This is a genomic window from Sphingobium sp. 22B (assembly GCF_001580035.1).
GTDB lineage: Bacteria > Pseudomonadota > Alphaproteobacteria > Sphingomonadales > Sphingomonadaceae > Sphingobium > Sphingobium fuliginis.
Window position 1 is genome coordinate 237068 of sequence record NZ_LTAB01000002.1, and the last position, 21294, is coordinate 258361.

19 protein-coding genes are annotated in these 21294 nt (G+C 63.7%); 3 read left to right on the forward strand and 16 right to left on the reverse strand.

What is annotated here, in order from left to right; genetic code table 11:
* Nucleotides 1-4 precede the first annotated feature (4 nt).
* On the reverse strand, nucleotides 5-1675 hold the full coding sequence (locus tag A0J57_RS04020; protein WP_235600777.1) for a methylmalonyl-CoA mutase family protein: 1671 nt from the start codon (nucleotides 1673-1675) through the stop codon (nucleotides 5-7).
* A gap of 221 nt (nucleotides 1676-1896) precedes the next feature.
* Here A0J57_RS04020 and A0J57_RS04025 point away from each other — a divergent pair, with 221 nt between their 5' ends.
* On the forward strand, nucleotides 1897-3525 hold the full coding sequence (locus tag A0J57_RS04025; protein WP_061934003.1) for a class I adenylate-forming enzyme family protein: 1629 nt from the start codon (nucleotides 1897-1899) through the stop codon (nucleotides 3523-3525).
* 125 nt (nucleotides 3526-3650) lie between these two features.
* On the opposite strand, the gene A0J57_RS04030 is transcribed toward A0J57_RS04025, so the two are convergent.
* The 4 genes from A0J57_RS04030 to A0J57_RS04045 form a co-directional block, all read right to left on the reverse strand.
* Nucleotides 3651-4550, reverse strand: a complete 900-nt coding sequence (locus A0J57_RS04030; protein ID WP_061934005.1) for an LLM class F420-dependent oxidoreductase — start codon at nucleotides 4548-4550, stop codon at nucleotides 3651-3653.
* An 87-nt stretch (nucleotides 4551-4637) separates the two neighbouring features.
* On the reverse strand, nucleotides 4638-5399 hold the full coding sequence (locus A0J57_RS04035) for an SDR family NAD(P)-dependent oxidoreductase (protein WP_061934007.1): 762 nt from the start codon (nucleotides 5397-5399) through the stop codon (nucleotides 4638-4640).
* A gap of 115 nt (nucleotides 5400-5514) precedes the next feature.
* Complete coding sequence (locus A0J57_RS04040) at nucleotides 5515-6279, reverse strand: glutathione S-transferase family protein (RefSeq protein ID WP_061934011.1); 765 nt, start codon at nucleotides 6277-6279, stop codon at nucleotides 5515-5517.
* A 216-nt stretch (nucleotides 6280-6495) separates the two neighbouring features.
* Nucleotides 6496-7428, reverse strand: coding sequence for a 3-keto-5-aminohexanoate cleavage protein (locus A0J57_RS04045; protein ID WP_061934124.1), 933 nt, complete (start codon nucleotides 7426-7428; stop codon nucleotides 6496-6498).
* 209 nt (nucleotides 7429-7637) lie between these two features.
* On the opposite strand from A0J57_RS04045, the gene A0J57_RS04050 reads away from it, so the two are divergent.
* Nucleotides 7638-8492, forward strand: coding sequence for a MaoC/PaaZ C-terminal domain-containing protein (locus A0J57_RS04050; RefSeq protein WP_061934012.1), 855 nt, complete (start codon nucleotides 7638-7640; stop codon nucleotides 8490-8492).
* 75 nt (nucleotides 8493-8567) lie between these two features.
* On the opposite strand, the gene A0J57_RS04055 is transcribed toward A0J57_RS04050, so the two are convergent.
* From A0J57_RS04055 to A0J57_RS04075, 5 genes are all read right to left on the reverse strand, one after another.
* The gene (locus tag A0J57_RS04055; RefSeq protein WP_061934014.1) at nucleotides 8568-9950 is read right to left on the reverse strand and encodes an SRPBCC family protein; all 1383 of its coding nucleotides are present in this window, start codon (nucleotides 9948-9950) and stop codon (nucleotides 8568-8570) included.
* A gap of 178 nt (nucleotides 9951-10128) precedes the next feature.
* Nucleotides 10129-10944, reverse strand: coding sequence for an enoyl-CoA hydratase/isomerase family protein (locus tag A0J57_RS04060; protein ID WP_061934016.1), 816 nt, complete (start codon nucleotides 10942-10944; stop codon nucleotides 10129-10131).
* A gap of 9 nt (nucleotides 10945-10953) precedes the next feature.
* Nucleotides 10954-11868 (reverse strand): SDR family NAD(P)-dependent oxidoreductase, encoded by a 915-nt coding sequence (locus A0J57_RS04065; protein WP_235600778.1) that lies wholly within the window; start codon nucleotides 11866-11868, stop codon nucleotides 10954-10956.
* 121 nt (nucleotides 11869-11989) lie between these two features.
* The gene (locus A0J57_RS04070; protein ID WP_061934020.1) at nucleotides 11990-13027 is read right to left on the reverse strand and encodes an NADP-dependent oxidoreductase; all 1038 of its coding nucleotides are present in this window, start codon (nucleotides 13025-13027) and stop codon (nucleotides 11990-11992) included.
* 37 nt (nucleotides 13028-13064) lie between these two features.
* Complete coding sequence (locus A0J57_RS04075; RefSeq protein ID WP_061934022.1) at nucleotides 13065-14273, reverse strand: acetyl-CoA hydrolase/transferase family protein; 1209 nt, start codon at nucleotides 14271-14273, stop codon at nucleotides 13065-13067.
* Nucleotides 14274-14418: 145 nt separating this feature from the next.
* Between A0J57_RS04075 and A0J57_RS04080 the strand changes: the two genes are divergently transcribed.
* Complete coding sequence (locus A0J57_RS04080; RefSeq protein WP_061934024.1) at nucleotides 14419-15201, forward strand: SDR family NAD(P)-dependent oxidoreductase; 783 nt, start codon at nucleotides 14419-14421, stop codon at nucleotides 15199-15201.
* A 27-nt stretch (nucleotides 15202-15228) separates the two neighbouring features.
* Here the strand turns inward: A0J57_RS04080 and A0J57_RS04085 are convergent, their stop codons facing one another.
* The 6 genes from A0J57_RS04085 to A0J57_RS04110 are packed head-to-tail and all read right to left on the reverse strand — an operon-like array spanning nucleotide 15229 to nucleotide 21292.
* Nucleotides 15229-16077, reverse strand: coding sequence for a MaoC/PaaZ C-terminal domain-containing protein (locus tag A0J57_RS04085; protein WP_061934026.1), 849 nt, complete (start codon nucleotides 16075-16077; stop codon nucleotides 15229-15231).
* 46 nt (nucleotides 16078-16123) lie between these two features.
* Nucleotides 16124-17272: an acyl-CoA dehydrogenase family protein gene (locus tag A0J57_RS04090; RefSeq protein WP_235600779.1), complete on the reverse strand. Its 1149-nt coding sequence runs from the start codon at nucleotides 17270-17272 to the stop codon at nucleotides 16124-16126.
* 4 nt (nucleotides 17273-17276) lie between these two features.
* Nucleotides 17277-18182 carry a CoA ester lyase gene (locus A0J57_RS04095; protein WP_061934028.1) on the reverse strand — a complete coding sequence of 302 codons (906 nt, stop codon included), beginning with the start codon at nucleotides 18180-18182 and terminating at the stop codon, nucleotides 17277-17279.
* Nucleotides 18179-18640: a MaoC family dehydratase gene (locus A0J57_RS04100; protein WP_061934030.1), complete on the reverse strand. Its 462-nt coding sequence runs from the start codon at nucleotides 18638-18640 to the stop codon at nucleotides 18179-18181. The genes A0J57_RS04095 and A0J57_RS04100 overlap by 4 nt, the downstream gene beginning before the upstream one ends.
* Nucleotides 18640-19839 (reverse strand): acetyl-CoA acetyltransferase, encoded by a 1200-nt coding sequence (locus A0J57_RS04105; protein WP_061934032.1) that lies wholly within the window; start codon nucleotides 19837-19839, stop codon nucleotides 18640-18642. Before A0J57_RS04105 ends, A0J57_RS04100 begins: the two co-directional genes overlap by 1 nt.
* Nucleotide 19840: 1 nt before the next feature.
* Nucleotides 19841-21292: a hydroxymethylglutaryl-CoA synthase family protein gene (locus A0J57_RS04110; protein WP_061934034.1), complete on the reverse strand. Its 1452-nt coding sequence runs from the start codon at nucleotides 21290-21292 to the stop codon at nucleotides 19841-19843.
* Nucleotides 21293-21294 lie beyond the last annotated feature (2 nt).

The following is a 21294-nucleotide window of genomic DNA, read 5'->3' on the forward strand; positions in this document are numbered from 1 at the left end:
CCCCTCAGCCGGCATAGTTCAACGGCGCCTCGATCGCGCCATAGGGGTCGTAGGGATAGCCATTGGCCACGCGCAGCGTGCCCCAGATTTCCCCGATGCTGGCATTGTCCAGAAAGGCGTCGATCATCGCCTGCATGCTGTTCCCGCCGCCGTGCGCCACGCCGTGCAGCTTGCGCAGGGCCGCTTCCCAGCGCGACCGGTCGCGCTGCTGCTTGAATTCGGAGAAGCGCCGGAGGTGCGCCTTGGTGTTGGCCGGGTCGAAGGCGAAGCGGACAGGCGGCGGGTCGTCGTCGGGGACGAACCGGTTAAGGCCCACGACGATGCGTTCCCCGGATTCCAGTTCCCTGCGGACGCCCAGATTATGGTCGTCCATGACCTGCTCCACGAAACCGCTGGTCATCGCCTCGATGATGCCGACCTCCTCGATCCGCGCCAGCAGGGCGACGGCCTCGGCCTCGACCGCGTCGGTCAGCGCCTCGACATACCAGCTCCCACCCAGGGGATCGGCCACCCGCGCCGCGCCGACCTCGTTCGCCAATATCTGCTGCTGGCGAATGGCAAGGTCGCGCGCCTCATGGGTCGGAACGCATACCGGTTCGTCATAGGTGCAGGCCTCCAGCGACTGGACGCCGCCGCACAGGGCGGCGAAGCTCTGGATCGCGGTCCGGGTCAGATTGTTGAGCGGCTGCTTGTAGATCAGCGAATTGCCCGAAGTATGGCACGCCACCCGCAGGCGGAGGGCGCGATTGTCGGTCACGCCGAAACGATCCTTCAGCGTCCGGGCCCAGAATCGACGCAGGGCGCGGAACTTCGCGACCTCCTCGAAGAAATCGGTATCGGAGGTGGAAACCCAGGCCAGGCTGGCGCCGGCCTGATCCGCGCTCATCCCGCGTCCGACCAGATCCTCCAGCGTCTTGATCACGATGGCCATGCCGACCGCGATCTCCCCGCCGGGTGTCAGGCCCCGTTCGCGCAGGTCATAGGCCTGGGGCAGGCCGAGCGCCCATTTGGGGCTGTTGCGGACGCAGAATTCGACCTGATCCACGGCGCTGCGATGGCCGAAGTCGGCGGGCACGACCCCCTGCCCCCAGCCGGACAGCGTTTCCTGCAACATGTCCGGCATGTTCGACCCTTGCAGCGTTTCCAGCGCCTGCCCCCGCGAGACATGGGTCGCCGCCACCAGCGCATAGGCCGTCGTCGTCCAGTGCCATGCCGTATCGATCTTGGCGAGGTCCATCCCCTCCACCAGGCGCGCCATGTCGTGCATCGTGGGCAGCGAGCACCCCTCCAGCCCGACTTCCGGCCCGATCGCCGGATGATCGGGATCGATGCCCTGGTTGGTCGGCGGATCGACCACGACATTCACGCCGCCGCCGCCCGATGCCAGGACCTTCAGCAACCCCTCGCGCGTATCCTCCGGCGCGCCGTAGCCGACGATGTTGCGCAGCGTCCACATGCGGCTGCGGTACATCTCCCGATAGGCGCCGCGCGTGAAGGGATATTGCCCCGGATCGCCCAGCTTCTCGCGATAGTCCGCGGCAGGCTCCGCCGGGCCGTAAAAGGCTTCGGTCTCGGTCCCTCCCCAGCTTCTGGTCCTGGAGAGCTTCACCTCGAGATTCTCTATGCTCTGAATGAGGGCATCGTGATCGCGTGGATCGGCAGTGCTTTTCATCATCCCTCTCTTGTTCGATTGGGGCCGTGGTCAACGGCCCGGGCCAGTCCTACACTCCATGGGAGCGAGCAGCAGACGGAGACGCCGTTCCCGGCCTTTCACACGGCAACTTTGTCTCTTGCCCCATTGGCAAATAGGTCGTTCCTACTAATAGTATAAGGATACTAATGAGTCGAGTCGGTTTCACGGGGAATCCCGATGTCCGTCGCAATTTGGAGGATGTTATGAGCGAGGGCTCCGTTGGAGTGGTGGCAGCGTCGAACCAGGCTTATTGGCCGGCGCAGCCGGACGGCGAGATCGTCGATTGGAGCGTGGGCGACCTGTTGCGCCATGTCGCGGCGTCGGTGCCGGAGGAGGTCGCGCTGCTGGAACCGCGCGATCCGGAAAGCGGGGCCCAGCGGCAATGGACCTATGCCCAATTGCTGGCCGAATCGGAACGGGTGGCGCATTTCCTGCTGCGGCATTTCCAGCCGAAGGACCATGTAGCCATCTGGGCGGAAAACCGCCCGGAATGGATTTTCGTCCAACTGGGCGCGGCGCTTGCCGGCATGACGCTGGTGGCCATCAATCCGGCCAGCCGCGCCAATGAACTGCACCATGCGCTGTCGCTGTCGAAGAGCAGCGGACTGTTCCTCAGCCGCCATTACCGGGGCACGGACACGCTCGCCCTGCTGGAAGGGATCAGGGGGGACCTTCCCCTGCTCCGCCATGTCTGGCTGTTCGATGCGTGGCAGGACTTCGACTGGCCGGAGGAAGCGGGCGACCTGCCGGCCGTTTCCGCCGACGACACCGCCATGATCCAGTTCACCTCCGGCACGACCGGCAAGGCGAAGGCCGCCATGCTGTCGCACCGGGGGGTCGTGAACATCGCGCAATTCACCAACGCCCGCTTCACGATGCCGACGGGATCGCGCTGGCTCAGTTGGCTGCCCCTCTTCCATACGGGAGGATGCATTTTCGCGATATTGAGCTGCATCTGGAACCGTGGGACGATGGTGCTGCTCTCCGGCTTCGATCCCGCCATCGTCATGCGCGTCTGCCAGGAGGAACGCCCCCGCTGGCTGCCGCTGGTGCCGACCACGGCGCTGGCGCTGCTCGACGCGCCCGACCGCAGCGCCTACGACCTTTCCAGCCTGGAAATGGTCACGCAGGGCGGAACGCCGATCGCGCCGGAGCTGGTGCGTCGGCTCGAAAGCGAACTCGGCGTCGACCATGTCATGGTTTTCGGCCAGACGGAGACCTGCTCGACCGTCTGCCTGGGGGTTCGCGGCGAAAGCGATCATCATAAATTCTCGACCATCGGCAAGGCCATGCCGCATACCGAATTGCGGATCGTCGATCCCGCGAGCGGCGAGATCGTGCCCTTTGGCGAAGTGGGAGAAGTGCAGATCCGGAACTTCGCCGTCATGCAGGGTTATTTCGGCCAGCCCGACGCCACGGCCAGCACCGTCGACGGGGATGGCTGGCTCCATACCGGCGATCTCGGCACGCTTCAGGCCGACGGTTACATGACCCTGACCGGCCGGCTGAAGGACCTCATCATCCGGGGCGGCGAAAACATCTATCCGCGGGAGATCGAGGATATCCTCGCCACGCATCCCGGCATCGTCGAAGCGGCGGTGTTCGGCGCGCCCGACGCGCGCTGGGGCGAACGGATCGTCGCCGCCCTGCGGATGCGCCCGGGCGAGACGACCACCGCCGCCGATCTCAAGGCGTTCCTCGCCCCCTTGCTGGCGCGCCACAAAATACCCGAGGCGGTATGGATCGTGGACGCCTTTCCCATGACCACATCGGGCAAGATCCAGAAATTCGCGCTTCGCGACGCCTATCTCAAGACTGTGGCCGCGAGTTGAAAAAGGGGGCCATGGCGCGTTCATGCGAACGCGCCATGGCCCCCTTCTCCCCCTTTTTCCGGAAATTGGTTTCAACCGCCTCGCACGCAAGGCCGGCTGACCGACCTTGCGCACGAGACGCCCCCTTAGTCGAGATAGGCCTTCAAATCCTGCGCCAGATTGTCGATGGTCGCATGAAGGACATCGGGCTCGTGCGAATTGAGCGCATAAATGAAGTGCGTCGCGCCCGCATCGGCAAAGGCCTCCGCAATCTCGATGATCCGCGCCCGGTCGCTTCCCAGCACGGTCGACCGCAATTCGGCTTCGCTGACCTCTTCGTCGTCCAGCGAGACGTTGAAGCGCATGCAGAATTCGATCGACGCCGGATCGCGCCCGGCCTTCTCCACCAGATCCTTGACCTCCTGCGTCTTGGCGCGGAATTCCTCCGGCGTGATGGCGGTGGGGTGCCAGCCGTCTCCCACCCGGGCCACGCGCTGGCCAGCCGCCGGGCTCATGCCGCCGATCCAGATCGGGACGCCGCCGGGGCGATAGGGCTTGGGGGAGGTCCAGACGTCCGAAAACTGCCAGAACTTGCCCGAATGGGCGGCGCGTTCCTGGGCCCACAAGGTCCGCATCACGTCGATCGCTTCGTCGGTGATGGCGCCGCGCTTTTCCCAGGGCACGCCCAGCACGTCGAATTCCTCCCGCACATTGCCGACGCCCACGCCCAGAATGAGCCGCCCATGAGAAATCTGATCGAGCGTCGCGACATATTTGGCGAGATCGAAGGGATTGTGGAACGGGACGACGATGACGGACGTGCCGAGCGTGATCCGGCTGGTCCGGGCGGCGACGGCCGAAAGGATCGCGAGCGGATGATAATAGGGCCGGTCCCCGATCCTCGCGCGGACATAGGACAGGTTGATCAGATGTTCCGACGTCCAGATCGACGCGAAACCGCGTTCCTCGGCACGCACCGCGACGTCTATCAGATGGCTCGCATCCGCCACGCCCCAGTTGTTCGGAATTGACAGGCCAATCTTCATATGTGGCTTTCCTTGTTCTTGATCGATCTTCTCACCGCCGCAGCCCGGCGATCCGGTCCGCCGGGCGCCGCAATCGCCGGGAAAATTCTATGCCGCAAGATGGCCGCCATCGACCACCAGCGCATGCGCGGTCACGAAGCTCGCCTTGTCGGAACATAGCCATATGGCCGCTTCCGCCATTTCCTCCGGCCGCGCCATGCGTCCCATCGGCGCGAAATCGTCCAGCGCCTGGCGGATCTCCTCCGAAAGGCTTTTTCCCTGCGCCACCATGGCGGTGTCCGTGACGCCCGGACAAATCGCATTCACCCGGATATTCTTCTGCGCATAGTCGAGCGCGGCAACCTTCGTCAGGCCGACCACGCCATGCTTGCTGGCGACATAGGCGGGCACGCCAAGCGTCCGGCTGCCGGCGAAGCTTGCCGTGGAGGCCGTGTTCACGATCGTGCCGCCGCCGCTTTTCAACATGGCGGGGATCTCCGCCTTCAGGCAGTTCATCACGCCCTTCAGGTTGATGGCGATGGTGGTGTCGAACGCATCGTCGTCCCATTCATGATCGCGAATATGCGTGATGCCGGCATTGTTCATCGCGCAGTCCAGCCGGCCGAAGCGGTCCAGCGTCGCCTCAATCAGCGCGTCGACCGATCCCCGGTCCGCGACATTGGTCTGCACGAACGCCGCTTCCCCGCCAAGATCGCGGATTTCCTGCGCCACCTTCTCGCCCTTTTCGGGGTTGAGATCGGCTATCACGACCCTGGCGCCGCGCTGCGCGAACAGATGGGCGGTCGCGCGCCCGATGCCGTCGCCGCCGCCCGTGACCAGCGCGACCTTGCCCTCAAACCATTGTTCCATGCATCCTTCTCCCGAAACGGCGAAGCTGGAACGTCCTTGAACGTCCCTCTCGCTCATTGTGATGTCTCATCGATAACCGCCGCCGCAGCGCATTCAGGACGCTGCCGCCGCCCGGTCAGACCTTCGCTGACATGAACGCTCCCCTCGCTGCATAGGATGCCATGTCGACCGATACGCCGCTGGGGCCGGAACGGCCGAAGAAGCGGTCGTAATCGCTGTCGGACGCCGCCTGCACCGACGCCGCCTCCGCATCGATCCTGGACGTGACCGTCCGGACCCCGCGCTTGACGGCCGGCCGTTCGTCGATCCTGTTGCGCCAGGCGACCAGATAGGGATGATCCTCGGCGGAAAAGCCGTGGCGCTCAAGATAGGCGGACCAGGGATACATGGCGATGTCCGCGATCGAATAGCTGTCTCCCCCCAGCCAGGGCGAAACGCTCAGCCGCGTGTTGAAATTCGCATAGACGCGCGCCGCCTGGTCCCGGTAGCGCCCGGCAGCATAGCTGTCGCCATGGTCGGCAACCAGTTGGAAGTGATTCATCTGCCCCAGCATGGGACCGGCAAGCGCGGCCTGCGCGACCAGCCATTTCATCACATCCCATCGCGCCGGCGCAGGCGGCAGCAGAGGCGATCCGTAGGTTTCCGCCAGATAGATCAGAATGGCGACGGATTCGAAGATCGGATGATCGGCGCCCGCCCCGTCATGGTCCACGATCACCGGCACCTTGCCCAGCGGATTCATGGCCAGGAACTCCGGCGTGCTGCCCCCACCCCTCAGCACATCGACATGATGAAATTCATAAGGGCATCCGACCTCTTCGAGCATGATCGCCACCTTGAGGACATTCGGACTGCTCATTCCGTACAGATCGATCACCATTCCGTCTCCTGATCCCTATCGTCGGCGGCGGATTCGGCTCCGCATCGCCCCGTTGCCGGTCGCAGCGCGCCCCCGCCGTTCGCATCGACCCTGTCGGGCGACGAACTGAGTCGGAGCGGGCCGTTCAACACCAACATATAACTTTCATTATTATATGCTAGCGTATTTATTTCCGTGCGACGGCGGCGATGCCGATCCCTCTACGCCGCAGCGGCGCTAGAAGCCGACCTGGTCTCCGCCCTTGGTCTTCATGATCGACCGGGCTTCGTCCGGCGTCGCGATCTCAAGGCCCAGTTCCTCCAGAATGCGGCGGATCTTGGCGACCTGATCAGCATTGGACGAGGCGAGCCGCCCCTTGCCGACATACAGGCTGTCCTCAAGACCCACCCGCACCGATCCGCCCAGCAGCGCCGACAGTGTGACCATCGGAATCTGGTGCTTGCCCGCAGCGAGTGCGGAAAACAGGAAGTCCCGTCCGAAAAGGCGATCCGCCGTCGACTTCATATGCATCAGATTTTCGGGCTCCGCGCCGATCCCGCCCAATATGCCGAACACGCCCTGGATGAAGAAAGGCGGCTCGATCAGCTTGCGGTCCGCGAAATGCGCGAGATTGTAGAGATGCGCGATGTCGTAGCATTCGAATTCGAAGCGGGTCCCCTGGTCGTTGAGCGCCATCATGGCCCGTTCGATCTGGGCGAAGCTGTTGGAAAGGATGAAATCCTTCGTCATCTCCAGATAGGGCTTCTCCCAGTCATGCTGCCATGCCTGAACCTTGGACCCCGCGCCCGAGATGTTGAAGTTCACCGAGCCCATGTTCATCGACGCGACCTCGGGCCTGGCCCATCGGGCCGCCGCAAGCCGTTCATCGAGCGGCATTCCAAGCCCCCCGCCGGTCGTGATGTTCAATATGGCGTCGGTGGACTGCTTGATGCGGGGCAGGAACTGTTCGAACAGATGCGGCGACTGATCTGGCTTGCCGGTTTCCGGGTCGCGGGCATGAAGATGGATCATTGCCGCCCCGGCCTCCGCCGCGGCGATCGCCTGTTCGGCAATCTGGTCCGGCGTGATCGGCAAATGCGGGGACATAGACGGCGTGTGGATCGAACCGGTTACGGCGCAGGTGATGATGACCTTTCCGGGCTGCATCATGGCGGGATTCATCCTCTCATTCTTATTGGCAGGTTCAATACGCTAACAGACATGCTGCCTTTTCCACCGGGTTATCAAGGCAGAACGGGGAATGGAGAGCCTTCGCGCCCGCTTCCCGCATGATGTCGAACAAATCCCGGTTGACCATCATCGCCCCAAGATAGTACGGAAGCATATATTTTGCAAACATTCGATGCGGAGAGGCTTCCATGGACTTGGACAGGTTGCGGAATTGGGTGATTCCGGCGGTGGATGACGACTACACCGTCAAGGACGGCATCCTTTATGCGCTCGGCCTTGGCTTCGGCTCCGATCCGATGGACGAAAATGAACTCGGCTTCGTCTTCGAAGATGGGCTGAAGATCGTTCCGTCCATCTGCAACACGCTCTCCCACCCCGGCTTCTGGGTGAAGGAACCGGTGCTGGGGCTGGATTGGGTCAAGATCCTGCACGGCGAACAAAGCTTCGTCATGCATCATCCCCTGCCGGCCGAGGGCAAGGTGAAGGGAACCTACCGAATCCTGAGCGTCGAGGATAAGGGGAAGGAGAAAGGCGCTGTCCTGACCCTCGAAAAGCGGCTGGTCGACCGGGAGAACGGAACGCTCTACTACACCGTCGTCACCACCGTCTTCATGCGCGGCGATGGCGGGCAAGGCGGCTTCGGGGAAATCCCCGTCGCGCCCGATCCGCTGCCCGAAAGGGCGCCGGACACGGTCGTCGACATAGCCACATTTCCGCAGATCGCGCTGGTCTACCGGCTGAGCGGCGACTATAATCCGATCCACGCCAGCCCGTCCATCGCGCGCAAGGCTGGGTTCGATCGGCCGATCCTCCATGGACTTTGCACCATGGGCCTGGCCACGCGCGCAATATTGCGCGCGCGCTGCGACTATGATCCTGCCAGGCTGACGTCCATGTTCGTCCGGTTCAGCCGTCCGGTCTATCCCGGCGAGACGATCCGGACGGAAATCTTCGATGAGGGCGGGGGTCTGGTGCGCTTCCGGTGCCGCGCGACCGAACGGGATGTCATTGTCCTCGACCGTGGCAGCGCAACGGTCGACTGACGACAGCCGGCGATCACCACGCCGGAAGGGGCGCGATAGCAGCATCCGCCGATGCGCAAATCGCGCCCCTTCCAGTTATTTTCTGCCCAGATAACGGTCGATCTCATCCAGATAATGGTTGATGCGGCATTCCGACGCGCTCAACCGGTTTCCGACATGGCTTCGGGACCGCAAGCCGCGCTGGATATAGGGCAGGCGTTCCACATCCTGCAAGAGGACCGATCCCCAATCCGCCATGCTTTTCGGCTTGATGCGCGGAGGACGCACCTCCCCTGTCCATCCCTTCTCCTGCGCGACCGTCATCGAGGTCGGGTCCGCGATGACCTGATCGGGATCGGCAAGCGGAAGAAGCAGGCAGATCGAACGATAGACATGCTTTTCAGGATCGTCCGGGCACGGCAGCCAGGACTGGATGTGCACGCCGTAGGAGAAGACATTCAGCGTGACGTGCGGAAAGATGCTATAGTTCCAGTCGTCCGTCACCTGATCGTCGCTCAACCTGTCGAACAGGTCGGAATGGCCGTTGCGCGCAGCCCATTTCCGCAAGGTGTCGCAAAAGGCCCGTCGATAATCCCCTCCCTTGATCCCCAGATAATCGGCGTTGTCGCCGCCATAAAGGGTGATCATGCCCTTCAATATTTCGGGAACATCATCCGGGTTCCTGCTTCTGTCGCCCGAATAGCCGAAGCGGATGAACATCCGGCTGACGCCCTTGTCATACAGGTCATATTGCGTGCGCAGTGTCGCGGAAAGCGGGATGACTTCCGGATGCGTGTCATCGGAATGATAGAATTCGAGAAACGCCTCCATCGCCGTTTTCCAATTGGCGTCGACGACGTCCTGCACTTCCCGATAGACGCGGGAGCGGGTGAAGTCATAATTCGCCAGATGTTCCGGAACCACGCCAAGCGCCTGATGCAGAGGTTCGACATCATCGTCGAAGCTGACGAACACCAGCGCGTTCCAGACTTCGCAGCGCAGTTCCCTCAGGCCGTTCATGCCGCATAGATTTTCCGGCGGAAAGGTGTGGCGGTCCTTTACGCTGCGCACGGACCCGTCGAGATTGAACCGCCATCCATGGAACTTGCAGTAGAGCGACGCCCCATCCTTGATCGATCCATAATCGTCATACACCAGGAAATTGCCGCGATGCGGGCAGACATTGTAAAAGGCCTGGATATTGTCTTCGGAGGAACGAACGACGACGATCGATTCACGGCCGACGTCGAATTTGAAATAATCCCCGACCTTTGACAGATCCTGGGTCAAACCCGCGAAAAGCCAGACCTTCTGGAACAGACGGTCCCATTCCATATCGGCTTCTTCCCGCGAGAAATAACGCTCCGTCGGAACTATGCCCTTGTGGACGAGCGTTTTCGGCGATTTCGCGGCAATATCGCCATTCTTCGTTTTGGGATATACGATATATCCCTTTTCAATATCATAGTCTTCGGACATTTTCCCACCCTCTCATTGTCGTTAATCCATATGACAATGGGAGGTTGCGAAGGTCACTGATCCAAATCAAATTTGACGATATTCATGATTATGGCTTTCTCAATATTCTTGTCTTGGCAGGAAAATTCGTTCCACCTGCCGTTCTTCTTACCTCACAACATGAGATATTCAGAAAATTCTATCGTACCGAAGGAAAGGAGGGCGGGCGCTTTTCAATGAACGATGTCACCCCCTCCGCAAAGTCCGGGTCCCCGACCGCCTGGATAACGCCCGCATTCTCTGCATCGAGCTGATCGGAAAGCGTGGTCATCGCCGCCTGGTCGAGCAGTCGCTTCGCGGTGCGCGTCGCATGCTGGGGCGCGCGGGCCAGACGGCGGGCGAGTTTCCCCACCTCCTCATCCAGCATGTCGGCCGCCACGATCCGTGACAAAAGGCCCAGCCGCTGCGCCTCTTCCGCTTCGACGCGGGCGGCGGTCAGCGTCAGCATCTTGGCGGGACGAACGCCGATGACGCGGGGCAACAGCCAGCTGACGCCGGCATCCGGATTCAACCCCATGCGCTGGTGCGCGAACAGGAAGAATGCCGTATCGTCCCCGATGACGATGTCGGCGGCAAGCGAGAAGAGGAGGCCCGCGCCAGCGACCCCCCCCTTCACCGCCGCCACGACGGGCCGGTCGAACGCGAGAAGCGCCTGGACGAGACGCTTCACGCTGGCCATGCGGATAGTGAAATCCGCCTGCAACGCAGCAGGCCCCTCCGCAACCCCCTTTGCGAAGACGGCCAGGTCGCCGCCCGTCGTGAAATGCTTGCCCTTGCCGCAAACCACCAATGCGCGAATGGCCGGATCATTCTGCGCATCTTCCAGCAGGGCGATGAGATCCGGCGTCGATGCCGGCGGCATGGCGTTGCCATGCTCCGGACGGTTGAACGTCAGCGTCAGGACGCCGTCCGTCCGATCGACCAGAAACGGCGGCGGATCAGTCACCTCAGTCATTGCAAAGCCTCAGAAAGGGTCCCAGGTGAAGACATGCGACGAAATGTCGAGCGGGTAGAAGTTCGGACGGAATGCCGGCAGCGCATGGGTGACGACGCTCTCGGCGGTCCATCCTTCTCCAGTCTGGGTCGTGCGCACGGGGCGGCTCTGGCTGAACAGGATGAGTTCGTTCATCCGCGCGCCGAACACCTGCCCGGTCACATCCGCCGCAGCGTCCGACAACAGGCCGCAGGCCAGCGGGGCTATCTTGTCCGGCGTCATGCGCTTCGCGATTTCCAGACGCTTGCGGTTCGCTTCGTCATTCGCCGGAATGGTACCCACCATTCGCGTGAATGCAAAGGGCGCGATGCAGTTCGACCGCACGTTGAAACGCTTCATGTCGAGCGCGATCGATTTGGACAGGCCCGCAACGCCCAGCTTGGCGGCCGAATAATTGGCCTGTCCCAGATTGCCGATCAGGCCGCTGGTCGAGGTCATGTGCACGAATGCGCCGCTGCCCTGATCCTTGAAATAGGGCGCCGCGGCCCGCGACATGTAGAAATAGCCATCCAGATTGACCGAACGGACCAGATCCCAATCCTCCGGCGTCATCTTGTGGAAGATGATGTCGCGCAGGATGCCGGCGTTGTTCACGACCGCGTCGATCCGGCCGAAGGCGTCGATCGCGTCCTGAATGATCGCCTGCGCACCGTCCCAGCTCGCTATGGAGTGGAAGGATGGCGCGGCTTCGCCACCGGCCGCCTTGATCTCGTCCACGGTGCGCTGTGCGGGGGTGGCGTCCGCCCCCTCGCCCGATGCGCTGCCGCCCAGGTCGTTGACGAGGACCTTGGCGCCATTTTCCGCGGCAAGCTTGGCAATGCCCGCGCCCACGCCGCCACCCGCGCCGGTAACGATCACGACCTTTCCAGATAGCAAGTCGGCCACGAATCCTTCTCCCCTATTCCACATGCGCCCGTATCGGACGTTTCCAAAAGATATGCAAGCTAACTAGATTTACGGCGATCCTGTCAAGCTTTTTCGGAACGCGGCAGGGTCGATCCGCCTGCTATCCAATGTAAATCAGGTTCTTGCCTCTGTTCTCGCCGGCATAGAGGCGGCCGATCGCCGCCGGAGCCGATTCGATGCCTTGCATTATGTCCTCCGCATGGACGAGCCGGCCCGCGTCGATCAGGCGGACGAGTTCGGCGGAGGCGGTTTCGAACCGGGCGGCATGGTCGAAAATGACGAACCCGCCCCAGCACAGCCGCCGCGTCAATATTTCACGTTCGTTGCGAAGGCCCATGGGAGGGGGCGTCCAGGCTGCGATGGACGCCGTCCCGCACTGGACGATGCGCCCGCCGACCCGCATCGCGCGGATCACGACGTCCAGGGTTTCGCCGCCGACATTGTCGAAGAATATGTCGACGCCTTCGGGCGCGAGCCGCTCGACCGTTTCGGCAAGATTGCCCTGCTTGTAGTTCGCCGCGTCATGATAGCCGAACCGGTCGACGCAGCGGCGACGCTTTTCCTCATCGCCCGTCAGTCCAACGACATGGCATCCCGATTCACGAGCCAGTTGGCCGACGATGGACCCCACCGCTCCCGCCGCCGTCGAAACAAGCACGCGGTCGCCGGGCTCCGGCCGTCCGATCCGGTGGAAGGCGAGCCATGCGGTGAGGCCGTTGATGCCAAGCACCCCCGCATAGGCCGAGAGCGGCGCAAGCAGGGTTTCGGTCTGCGTGATCAATTGCTCCGGCCCCGCCACGCAGAAATCCTGCCAGCCGAACCAGCCATAGACGAAGCTGCCCGCCTTGTGCCCGGCGTGGCGGGACTCGACGATCACCCCGACCGCAAGCGCCCGCATCACGCCGCCCAGCGGCACAGGCTCCGAATAATTCCTGTCGTCGCAGGCCCAGCCGCGCTGCGCGGGATCGACGGACAGAAACAGGTTGCGGACCAGAAACCGTCCTTCGGCCAAAGGCTCCACCGGTGCTTCATCAAGGGCGAAATCCTCCGCCTGCGGTATGCCCCTTGGCCTGCGGACAAGCAGAACCCGCCGGTTGCTGGCGGGCAGCCCATAATCGGGGACGAACTTGCTGGCCATTGTCACGCCTTCACGCTTCCTTCCTGCCGGATGGGGTTCAGAGCTTTGCCGCCATTTCTCGCCAGGCCCGGGCCAGCCCCTCCCGCGCATCCGGCGCGGCAATGGCGATCAGAGCAGCCGCCCGCTCATGGACCGAAAGCCCGCGCAAGTCGGCCGCGCCTTGCTCCGTCACGACGGCATCGACATCGACGCGGGAAAGAGAGGCAAGGCCGCCGTCGCCCAGCAACGGGCGGATACGCGACCCCTTGCCGCCGCCGAAGGTCGCGGGCAACGCGACGATGCTCATCCCCCCCCGACCCAGCCTGGCCGCCCGGGCGAAATCGGGCGCGCCGCCCGCCCCGCTCACCGCGCGTCCGGCGGCCAGTTCCAGATTGCACTGGCCGAACAGATCCACCTCCAGCGCGGAATTGACCGCGATGAACCGTTCCAGCGCGGCGAGGCGCATCGGGTCATGGCTGTGCTCCACGCCCCGGACATGAATGTCCTTCCGTTCCGCCGCCCACTGGTAAAGATGCCTGCTGCCAAGCACGACCGTCGTGACATGCGCCCAGTCGGGATCGAGCGCCCCTGCCTCGGCAAGCGCCATGACGCCGTCGGACAGCATGCCGGAATGAAGGCGCAGATTGCGGCGATCGCACAAGGCCTGCATCAAGGCATGCGGCACCTTGCCCAGCCCGACCTGAAGCACATCGCCATCGGCAATGAAAGCGGCGGCCAGAGACGCGATCCGGCGGGTCGCGGCATCGACTTCCCCGACGTCGTAGCCGGGGAGCGGCGCAGTGGAATGAACGATATGCGCGAAACGGGAGACGGGAACGACCGGCGCATTGGCGATGCGCGGAACATGGGGGTTGACCACCGCCACGATCCGGCCGGCCCGGCGCAGCACATCCGGCGTGAATTCCGCGGCGGGGCCCAGGCTGCAATTCCCGTCGGAATCGGGCGGCGTCACCTGTATGACGCAGCAATCGAATCCCGGCTGATCCCGCAGCCATTTGATCGTCGCGGCATAGCTGAAGGGCAGATGCCTGTAGCGGCCGTCCCGCTGCGCATCGGCGAGACCCGGCTGCATGAACAGGCCGGAGACGACGCAACCGGCCGGTATGTCCTCCGACCGCAAGGGATTGATGCCGGGGACGAAGCTGGTCGTGATCCGCGCATCCGGCGCTGAAAGCACGGCGTCGACGATGTCCTGCGGCGCACCGCACGATCCGGGCAGAAAAATCCGATCCTGAGGCTTGAACATGGCGAACGCTGTCCCGTCACGATGGGCCGACCACCCAATGGTTCGCAAGCATAGCTATAGACAGCCGCCGGTCAAATGGTAAGTAAGCGAATAGTTTTCCAGACTGGCCCGTTTCAAGGCCGCGGGAAGGCAAAGGAGAGGGATCATGACGAAATTGAACGACAGGATCGCGGTCATCACCGGCGCCGCACGCGGCATGGGCGCGGTCACCGCACGCCTGTTCGCGGCGGAGGGCGCCCGGGTCGTCCTGGCCGATATTCTGCCGGAGGTTCACGACGTGGCGGCGGAGATCGGCAACGCCGCCCTTGCCGTCACGCTCGACGTGGCCGACGAAAATAGCTGGGCGGAACTGGACCGCCGGACCCGCGCGGCCTTTGGTCCGGCGGACATATTGATCAACAATGCCGGCATCATGTGCGTCGGCACGCTGGTCGATCTGGAACTCGCCGCTTTCGAACGCACGTTGCGGGTGAACCTCTGCGGCACTTTTCTGGGCATCAAGACATTGGCGCCCGGCATGAAGGCGGGGGGCAAAGGTTCCATCGTCAACATCTCCTCGACGGAGGGGCTGCGCGGGATCAACGGCATGGGTGCCTATACGGCCAGCAAATGGGGGGTCAGGGGTCTCACCAAAAGCGCTGCGATGGAATTGTCGCCCTTCGGCATCCGCGTGAATTCGGTTCACCCCGGCCCGATCAGGACTCCCATCGCCCTGGATGTCGCGGACGCCGATCTGGATGCCGACTTCGCAGGCCTGCCCCTGGGACGCGCGGGCGAACCGGAAGAGATCGGACGCCTCAGCCTTTTCCTTGCCAGCGACGACGCATCCTTCATCACGGGCGCCGACTTCACCGCCGACGGCGGGATGACGGCAGGCAGCTATATGCGGTTCCTGCCCGGCAACCCTCCATCCCTCGCCAGCCGGTGACGACGGGCCTTGCGTCGCCTCGCACCCTTAGCGAAGCGACGCCATCCCCCTGTCCAGCACGGTCACGTCGCGATCGATAGCGACCATGCGGAACCGCACTTCGTCGCCGGCACGCCACAAGTCGATCCGCAACCGTTCGCCCGGATAGACCGGCGCGGAAAAGCGGACGCTGATCGATCCGAACCGATCCGGATCATCATGGCAGCAGAGCGCCAACAAAGCCCGCCCTGCCATGCCCAGCGTGCAAAGGCCATGAAGGATCGGGCGGTCGAAGCCGGCTTCCCGCGCTATGGCGGGATCTGCATGGAGCGGATTCCAGTCGCCGGACAATCGATAGAGAAGCGCCGCACGCGGCGACACCGTCATCGTGGCGTTGAGATCGGGCGGGCTGTCCGGCAGCGGCGGGAGGCCGGGCAGCGGCGCGGCCGGCCCCCCGAAACCGCCGCCTCCCCGCGCGACCCAACTCTCCCGTAAAGTGGCGAGCAGGAGGCCGCTGTCCGCGTCCACAAGCATGCGTCGGCACCGGAGAAGCGCATGGCGTCCCGGCCCCTGATCAACGATCTGCTCCACTTCATAACGGCCGACGACGCGCCCTTCGACCGGCAGGGGCGCATGCAAATCGATCGACTGCTCGCCATGCAGTATGCGCTGCCAGTCCAACCTGAAGGGCTGATGTTGCAGCCAAAAGCCCGGAGACCCCAGCACCACCGCCATGGTCGGCAGCGATTTCAGCTCCGGACCGTAGAGAAAGGGAAGATCGGCGTCTGCATCGCCACATCCGACGCCAAGCGCATAGAGGATCGTGTCGCGCTTCGTGAATTGCTGCTCGACGTCGGGAAATATGTGCGCCTTCAGCGCTTCATGGTCGAGAGGCAAGCCAATATCCTATCCGCCAACTTTTCCCATCCGATCGCACACCGTCCTAGAGCCGGTCCTTGAACAGATCGCGCGCAATGATCTGCTTCATGATTTCCGCGGCTCCGCCGGCGATCCGCACGATACGCGCATCGATGAAGGCCCGCGCAATCGGATATTCGGTCATATAGCCATAGCCTCCGAAAAATTGCAGACACTGGTCGACGACCTTGTTGTGCAGGTCGGTGACGAGCAGCTTCGCCTTCGCCGCGTCGACCGGCGTCAGTTCGCCCTTCAGATGCCGGGCGATGCAATGGTCGGTGAACACCCGCAGGGCCGTGGTTTCGGCGGCCAGTTGGGCCAGCACGAACTGCGTGTTCTGGAAGGTGGCGATCGTCCCGCCGAACGCCTTGCGCTCGCTGGTGTAATCCACCGTCCATTGGATCGCGGCTTCCGCGACGCAGATGCTGCGGACGGCCTGTGTCAGCCGTTCCTGCGCAAGCTTCGTCATCAGCATCCTGAAGCCTTCGCCCTCCTGGCCAAGGCGGTTGGCGACGGGCACGCGCACGTCGGAGAAGAAGAGTTCGGACGTGTCCTGCGCCTTCAGGCCGATCTTGTCGAGATTGCGCCCCTTTTCGAAACCCGCGCGCGCCGCTTCCGTAAGGACGATGCTGACGCCTTTCGCGCCTGCATCCGGATCGGTCTTGCAGGCGAGCAGCACGAAATCGCAATTCTGGCCGTTGGAGATATAGACCTTCTGGCCGTTGACGACATAGTCGTCGCCGTCGCGCACAGCCCGCGTGCGCAATTCCTTGAGGTCGCTGCCCGCGCCCGGCTCGGTCATGGCGACGGCGCCGATCGCCTCGCCCGTCACCATCTTCGGCAACCAGGCGCGCTTCAGCTCCTCCGATCCCCAGGCAAGGATATAGGGCGCCACCATCTCCGAATGAACCATGAAGCCCGGCCCGGTGATGCCCGCATAGGCCAGTTCCTCGATCACCACGACATTGTACAGCCAGTCCGCGCCCGCCCCGCCATAGGCCTCCGGCAAGTCGCAGCACAGCAGCCCGGCCTCCCCCGCCTTGCGCCAGACCGAACGGGGAACGATCTTGTCCCGCTCCCACTGGTCGTGATGGGGGGCGAGTTCGGCTTCGATGAAGGCCCGCACGGAATCGCGGAACATCTCATGGTCGCTGGAGAAGAGCGAACGCTGCATGACTTTATCCGTTCTGGTCAAGGGCGGCATGGGCGGCGGCTTGCGCCAACACCCCTTTTGCCTGCTTCAAATGGGGAATGTCGATCATCTTGCCGTCCAGCCCTACCGTCCCCGCGCCCGGCGCCGCATCGAAGGCCGCGACGACGCGGCGGGCATGGGCGACCTCCGCTTCCGAAGGCATGAAACTTTCATTGATGGCCGCGACCTGCGCGGGGTGGATCGCGACCCGGCCGGTCCAGCCCTCGGCGCGCGCGGCACGGCAGGAGGCGCGAAGCCCCTCCTCGTCCCTATAATCCACATAAAGCGTCTCGATCGCCTGCACCCCGGCGGCATGCGCGGCCAGCAGGCAAAGCGAACGGACCATGCGGAAGGTCAGCGCCCATTGCCCCGTTTCATCGACATTGGTGCTGGCCCCGATGGCGGCGGAGAGATCCTCCGCCCCCCAGGTGATGCCCGCCAGCCGCGACAGTCCCGCATCCGCATAATCGCCCAGGCGGAAGGGCGCCACCGCCGTCTCGGTCGCCACCGGCAAGATGCGGATCGATCCGGGATCGACCCCGCCCTGCGCCTCCAGCGCGTCGAGATAGTGGGAAAGGGTGCGCACATCCTCCGGCCCGTTCGCCTTGGGCAGCATCAGGCCGTCCGGCGCGGCGGCGACGATGGCGGCCAGATCGGCCAGTGCAAGTCCACTGTCCAGCGGATTGATCCGCACCCATAGCTGCGATCTGCGCTCCCCCCGCGGCCGGGCCTTCAGATAGGCCGCGACCAGTTCCCGCGCCAGCGGCTTGTTTTCCGGCGCGACCGAATCCTCCAGATCCAGGATCAGGGCGTCGGCGCCCGTGCCGTCCGCCTTGCCCAGCTTCTTCTCGCTGTCGCCCGGAATGAACAGGAAGGAACGCAGGCCGATCATGCGCCTTCCTTCGGACGCTTGCGCTGCAGGCCGGAGCGCTTGCAACTGGCCACCAGATCGCCATGCTGATTGAACGCCTGATGCAGGAAAGTGACGATGCCCGCGTCAGGACGCGACTTGCTCTCGCGCAGCTCCAGCACCTCCGTCACCACATGGATGGTGTCGCCGTGGAACAGCGGCTTCGGGAAGCGCACCTCATCCCAGCCGAGATTGGCGACCGCCGTGCCCAGCGTCGTGTCGCCCACCGAAATGCCGACCATCAAACCCAGCGTGAAGGCGCTGTTGACGATGCGCTGCCCGAATTCCGTGCCGCGCATATATTCCTCGTCCAGATGGAGCAGCGCGGGATTGTGGGTCATCGACGTGAAGAGAACATTGTCCGTTTCCGTCACGGTACGGCGGATCGGATGTTCGAACCGCTGCCCGATGGTCATTTCATCGAACCAGACGCCCGCCATCAGTGCAGCCCCAGGATGGAAATGGCGGCGATGCCCAGATAGGGAACCCCGCCCAGATTGTGGCTGAGCCCGAGCGACGGATTGGACAATTGCCGCTCGCCCGCGCGCCCCAGAAGCTGGCTGTAATTTTCATAGGCCATGCGCAGCCCCGACGCGCCGATCGGGTGGCCGAAACATTTAAGGCCGCCGTCGACCTGACAGGGCACCCCGCCGCCGTCACGATCGAAGAACCCATCGAGCACATCGGTCACCGCGCCACCATCCCTGGAAACGCCCAGATCCTCCATCGTCACCAATTCGGTGATCGAGAAACAGTCGTGCACCTCCATCAGCGACAATTGTTCGCGGGGATTGGTGATGCCTGCCTCCTTATAGGCGCGCTCCGCCGCCTTGCGCGTGTTGCGGACATAGGAACCGTCCCACAGGTTCGTGGTCGATTCGATGCCCGAACTGATGGAAAGCTGGATCGCCTTGATCGTGACCAGATCCTTCTTGCCCAGCGCCCGCGCGATTTCCGGCGTGGTGACGATGGCCGCCGCCGCCCCGTCCGACACGCCGCAGCAGTCATAGAGGCCCAGCGGCTCCGCGATCATCGGGGCGTTCAGGATCGCGTCCATGCTCACCTCCTTGCGCAGATGCGCCTTCGGGCTGTGCACACCGTTCTGGTGGCTCTTCCACGAAACATGGGCGAGCGCTTTCTTGAGGTCTTCGCGCGAGGTGCCGTATTTGGAGCGATACCCTGCGGCAAGCTGGGCGAACCCGGCGGGCGCCGACCCCAAAGGCAGCCAGAGATCGTTGAACGTGCCCTTATAGGCCGTGGGCAGGCCGCCATAGCCGGTGTCCTTCAGCTTCTCCGCACCGATAGCGAGCGCGATGTCGACCGCGCCGGAGGCCACCGCATAGGCCGCCCCGCGCAGCGCCTCGGTTCCCGTCGCGCACATATTCTCCATCCGGCTGACCGGAATGCCGTCCAGCCGCAGGGCGGTGGAGGCCGGAATGGCGGAATTGCCGATATTCACATTGTCGATGCAACTGCCGAACCATGCCGCCTCGATCTGGTCCCGCTCGATACCCGCGTCCAGCAGCGCCTCGTCGAACGCTTCGGCCAGCAGCGCCTCCGTCCCGGTATCCCAGCGTTCACCGAAACGCGAACAGCCCATGCCGAGGATGGCGACCTTGTCCTTGATGCCTGTAGCCATGTCAGACTCCTTTCGCGACCGGGGTCGCCTTCCAGAAATAGCGGTTGAACCCCCGGACCTTGTCCGGTTCCTTGATGCGATAGACCACGCGCAGCGGCGTTCCGACCTCCAGCCCTTCCGGACCGACGTCGACGATCTCCATCAACAGGCGGGCGCCGACATCGAACTGGACGAAGCCCACATAAAGCGGCGGCGCGGGATAATAGGACAGCCAATCGCCGGTGAAGGTCATCACCTGCGACGGCTGGTCCGTCAGCGACAGGTCGGTGAATTGCGCGGCGGGCTGCCGGCATTCGGGGTTCACGCAATAGGAAAGCTGCGGGAACTGCACCATGCCGCACGCCCCGCATTTGCCCGCCAGGAAAGCGGATAGCTGGTCGGAATCGCGATAGAGCGTCGTCAGCGCCGCCTTGTTGCTCTTTTCCGCGCGCATGCCCCATTCAAGGTCAAGCTCATCGTAGAAGGACAGCATCCGCAGATAATCGGTGGTGGAGACCTTGTCCGCGATTGCGCCGGACAGGCCGCGCGCCGGGCGGAAATCCGCGATCGCGTCCGTCACTTCCAGCACCAGCGCTTCCGCGCCCTGACCGAAGGCGAGGACCAATATCCGGTCGCCCGGCCTGGCCTGCTCCAGCGCGCCAGCCAGCATCAGCAGCGGATGCGCGGTGCCGGTATAGCCGACGGTCGATTCCAGCCCATCGGCAATCACGCCCTCGAACCGCAACAGCTTGGCTATGCCCGGCACCGTATTTTTGAGCGGCGACGCCAGCACCAGCGTGGAAATATCGCCTATGCCGATCCCCGCCTCATCCAGCGCCTTGCCGACCGCGCGGGGGAAGATTTTCGCATAGCCCTCATCGCGGATCCAACGCTCTTCCCAGAAATAGTCGTGGTCCTGATCGGTGGACCGGAAATGATCCACGAACTGCGCCGCGACGGTGCCCGAACCCAGCAGCTTCGCGATCACGCCCTCGCTGCCCAGCCGGAAGGCGGCGGCTCCAGCGCCATAGGTCATTTCCAGCGTGCTCGCGGGCTTGGCCCTGGGGCGATCCGCCGCCAGATAGAGCTGGTCGCCGCCGCCATCGCGCAGCGCCTGGACCAGACCGGCAAGACCGGCGCGTTGCGATCCCCCCATGTCGGTTCCGCGCACGCCATCGCCCAAGGCCAGCGCGCCAATGGCGATGACGCTGTTCTGCAGATCGGCATAGGGCAAGGTGGTGGAGGCCAGCGTCAACCGCCCGATGCCGTCCCTCGACCGGGCGCCCAGCGCGTCCCGTCCGGCTTCCACGGCCATGGTGATCGCGTCCTCATCCCAACTGGCAAAGGCGCGCTCGCCCTTCGCCATCCCCTTGAGCGAGGGCGCCATCCATTTGTGCGCGGCGGCGATCGCGCCCCTGTCCATGCGAAGACGCGGCACATAAGCGCCGAAACCGGTAATGCCGTAATGAGTCATGA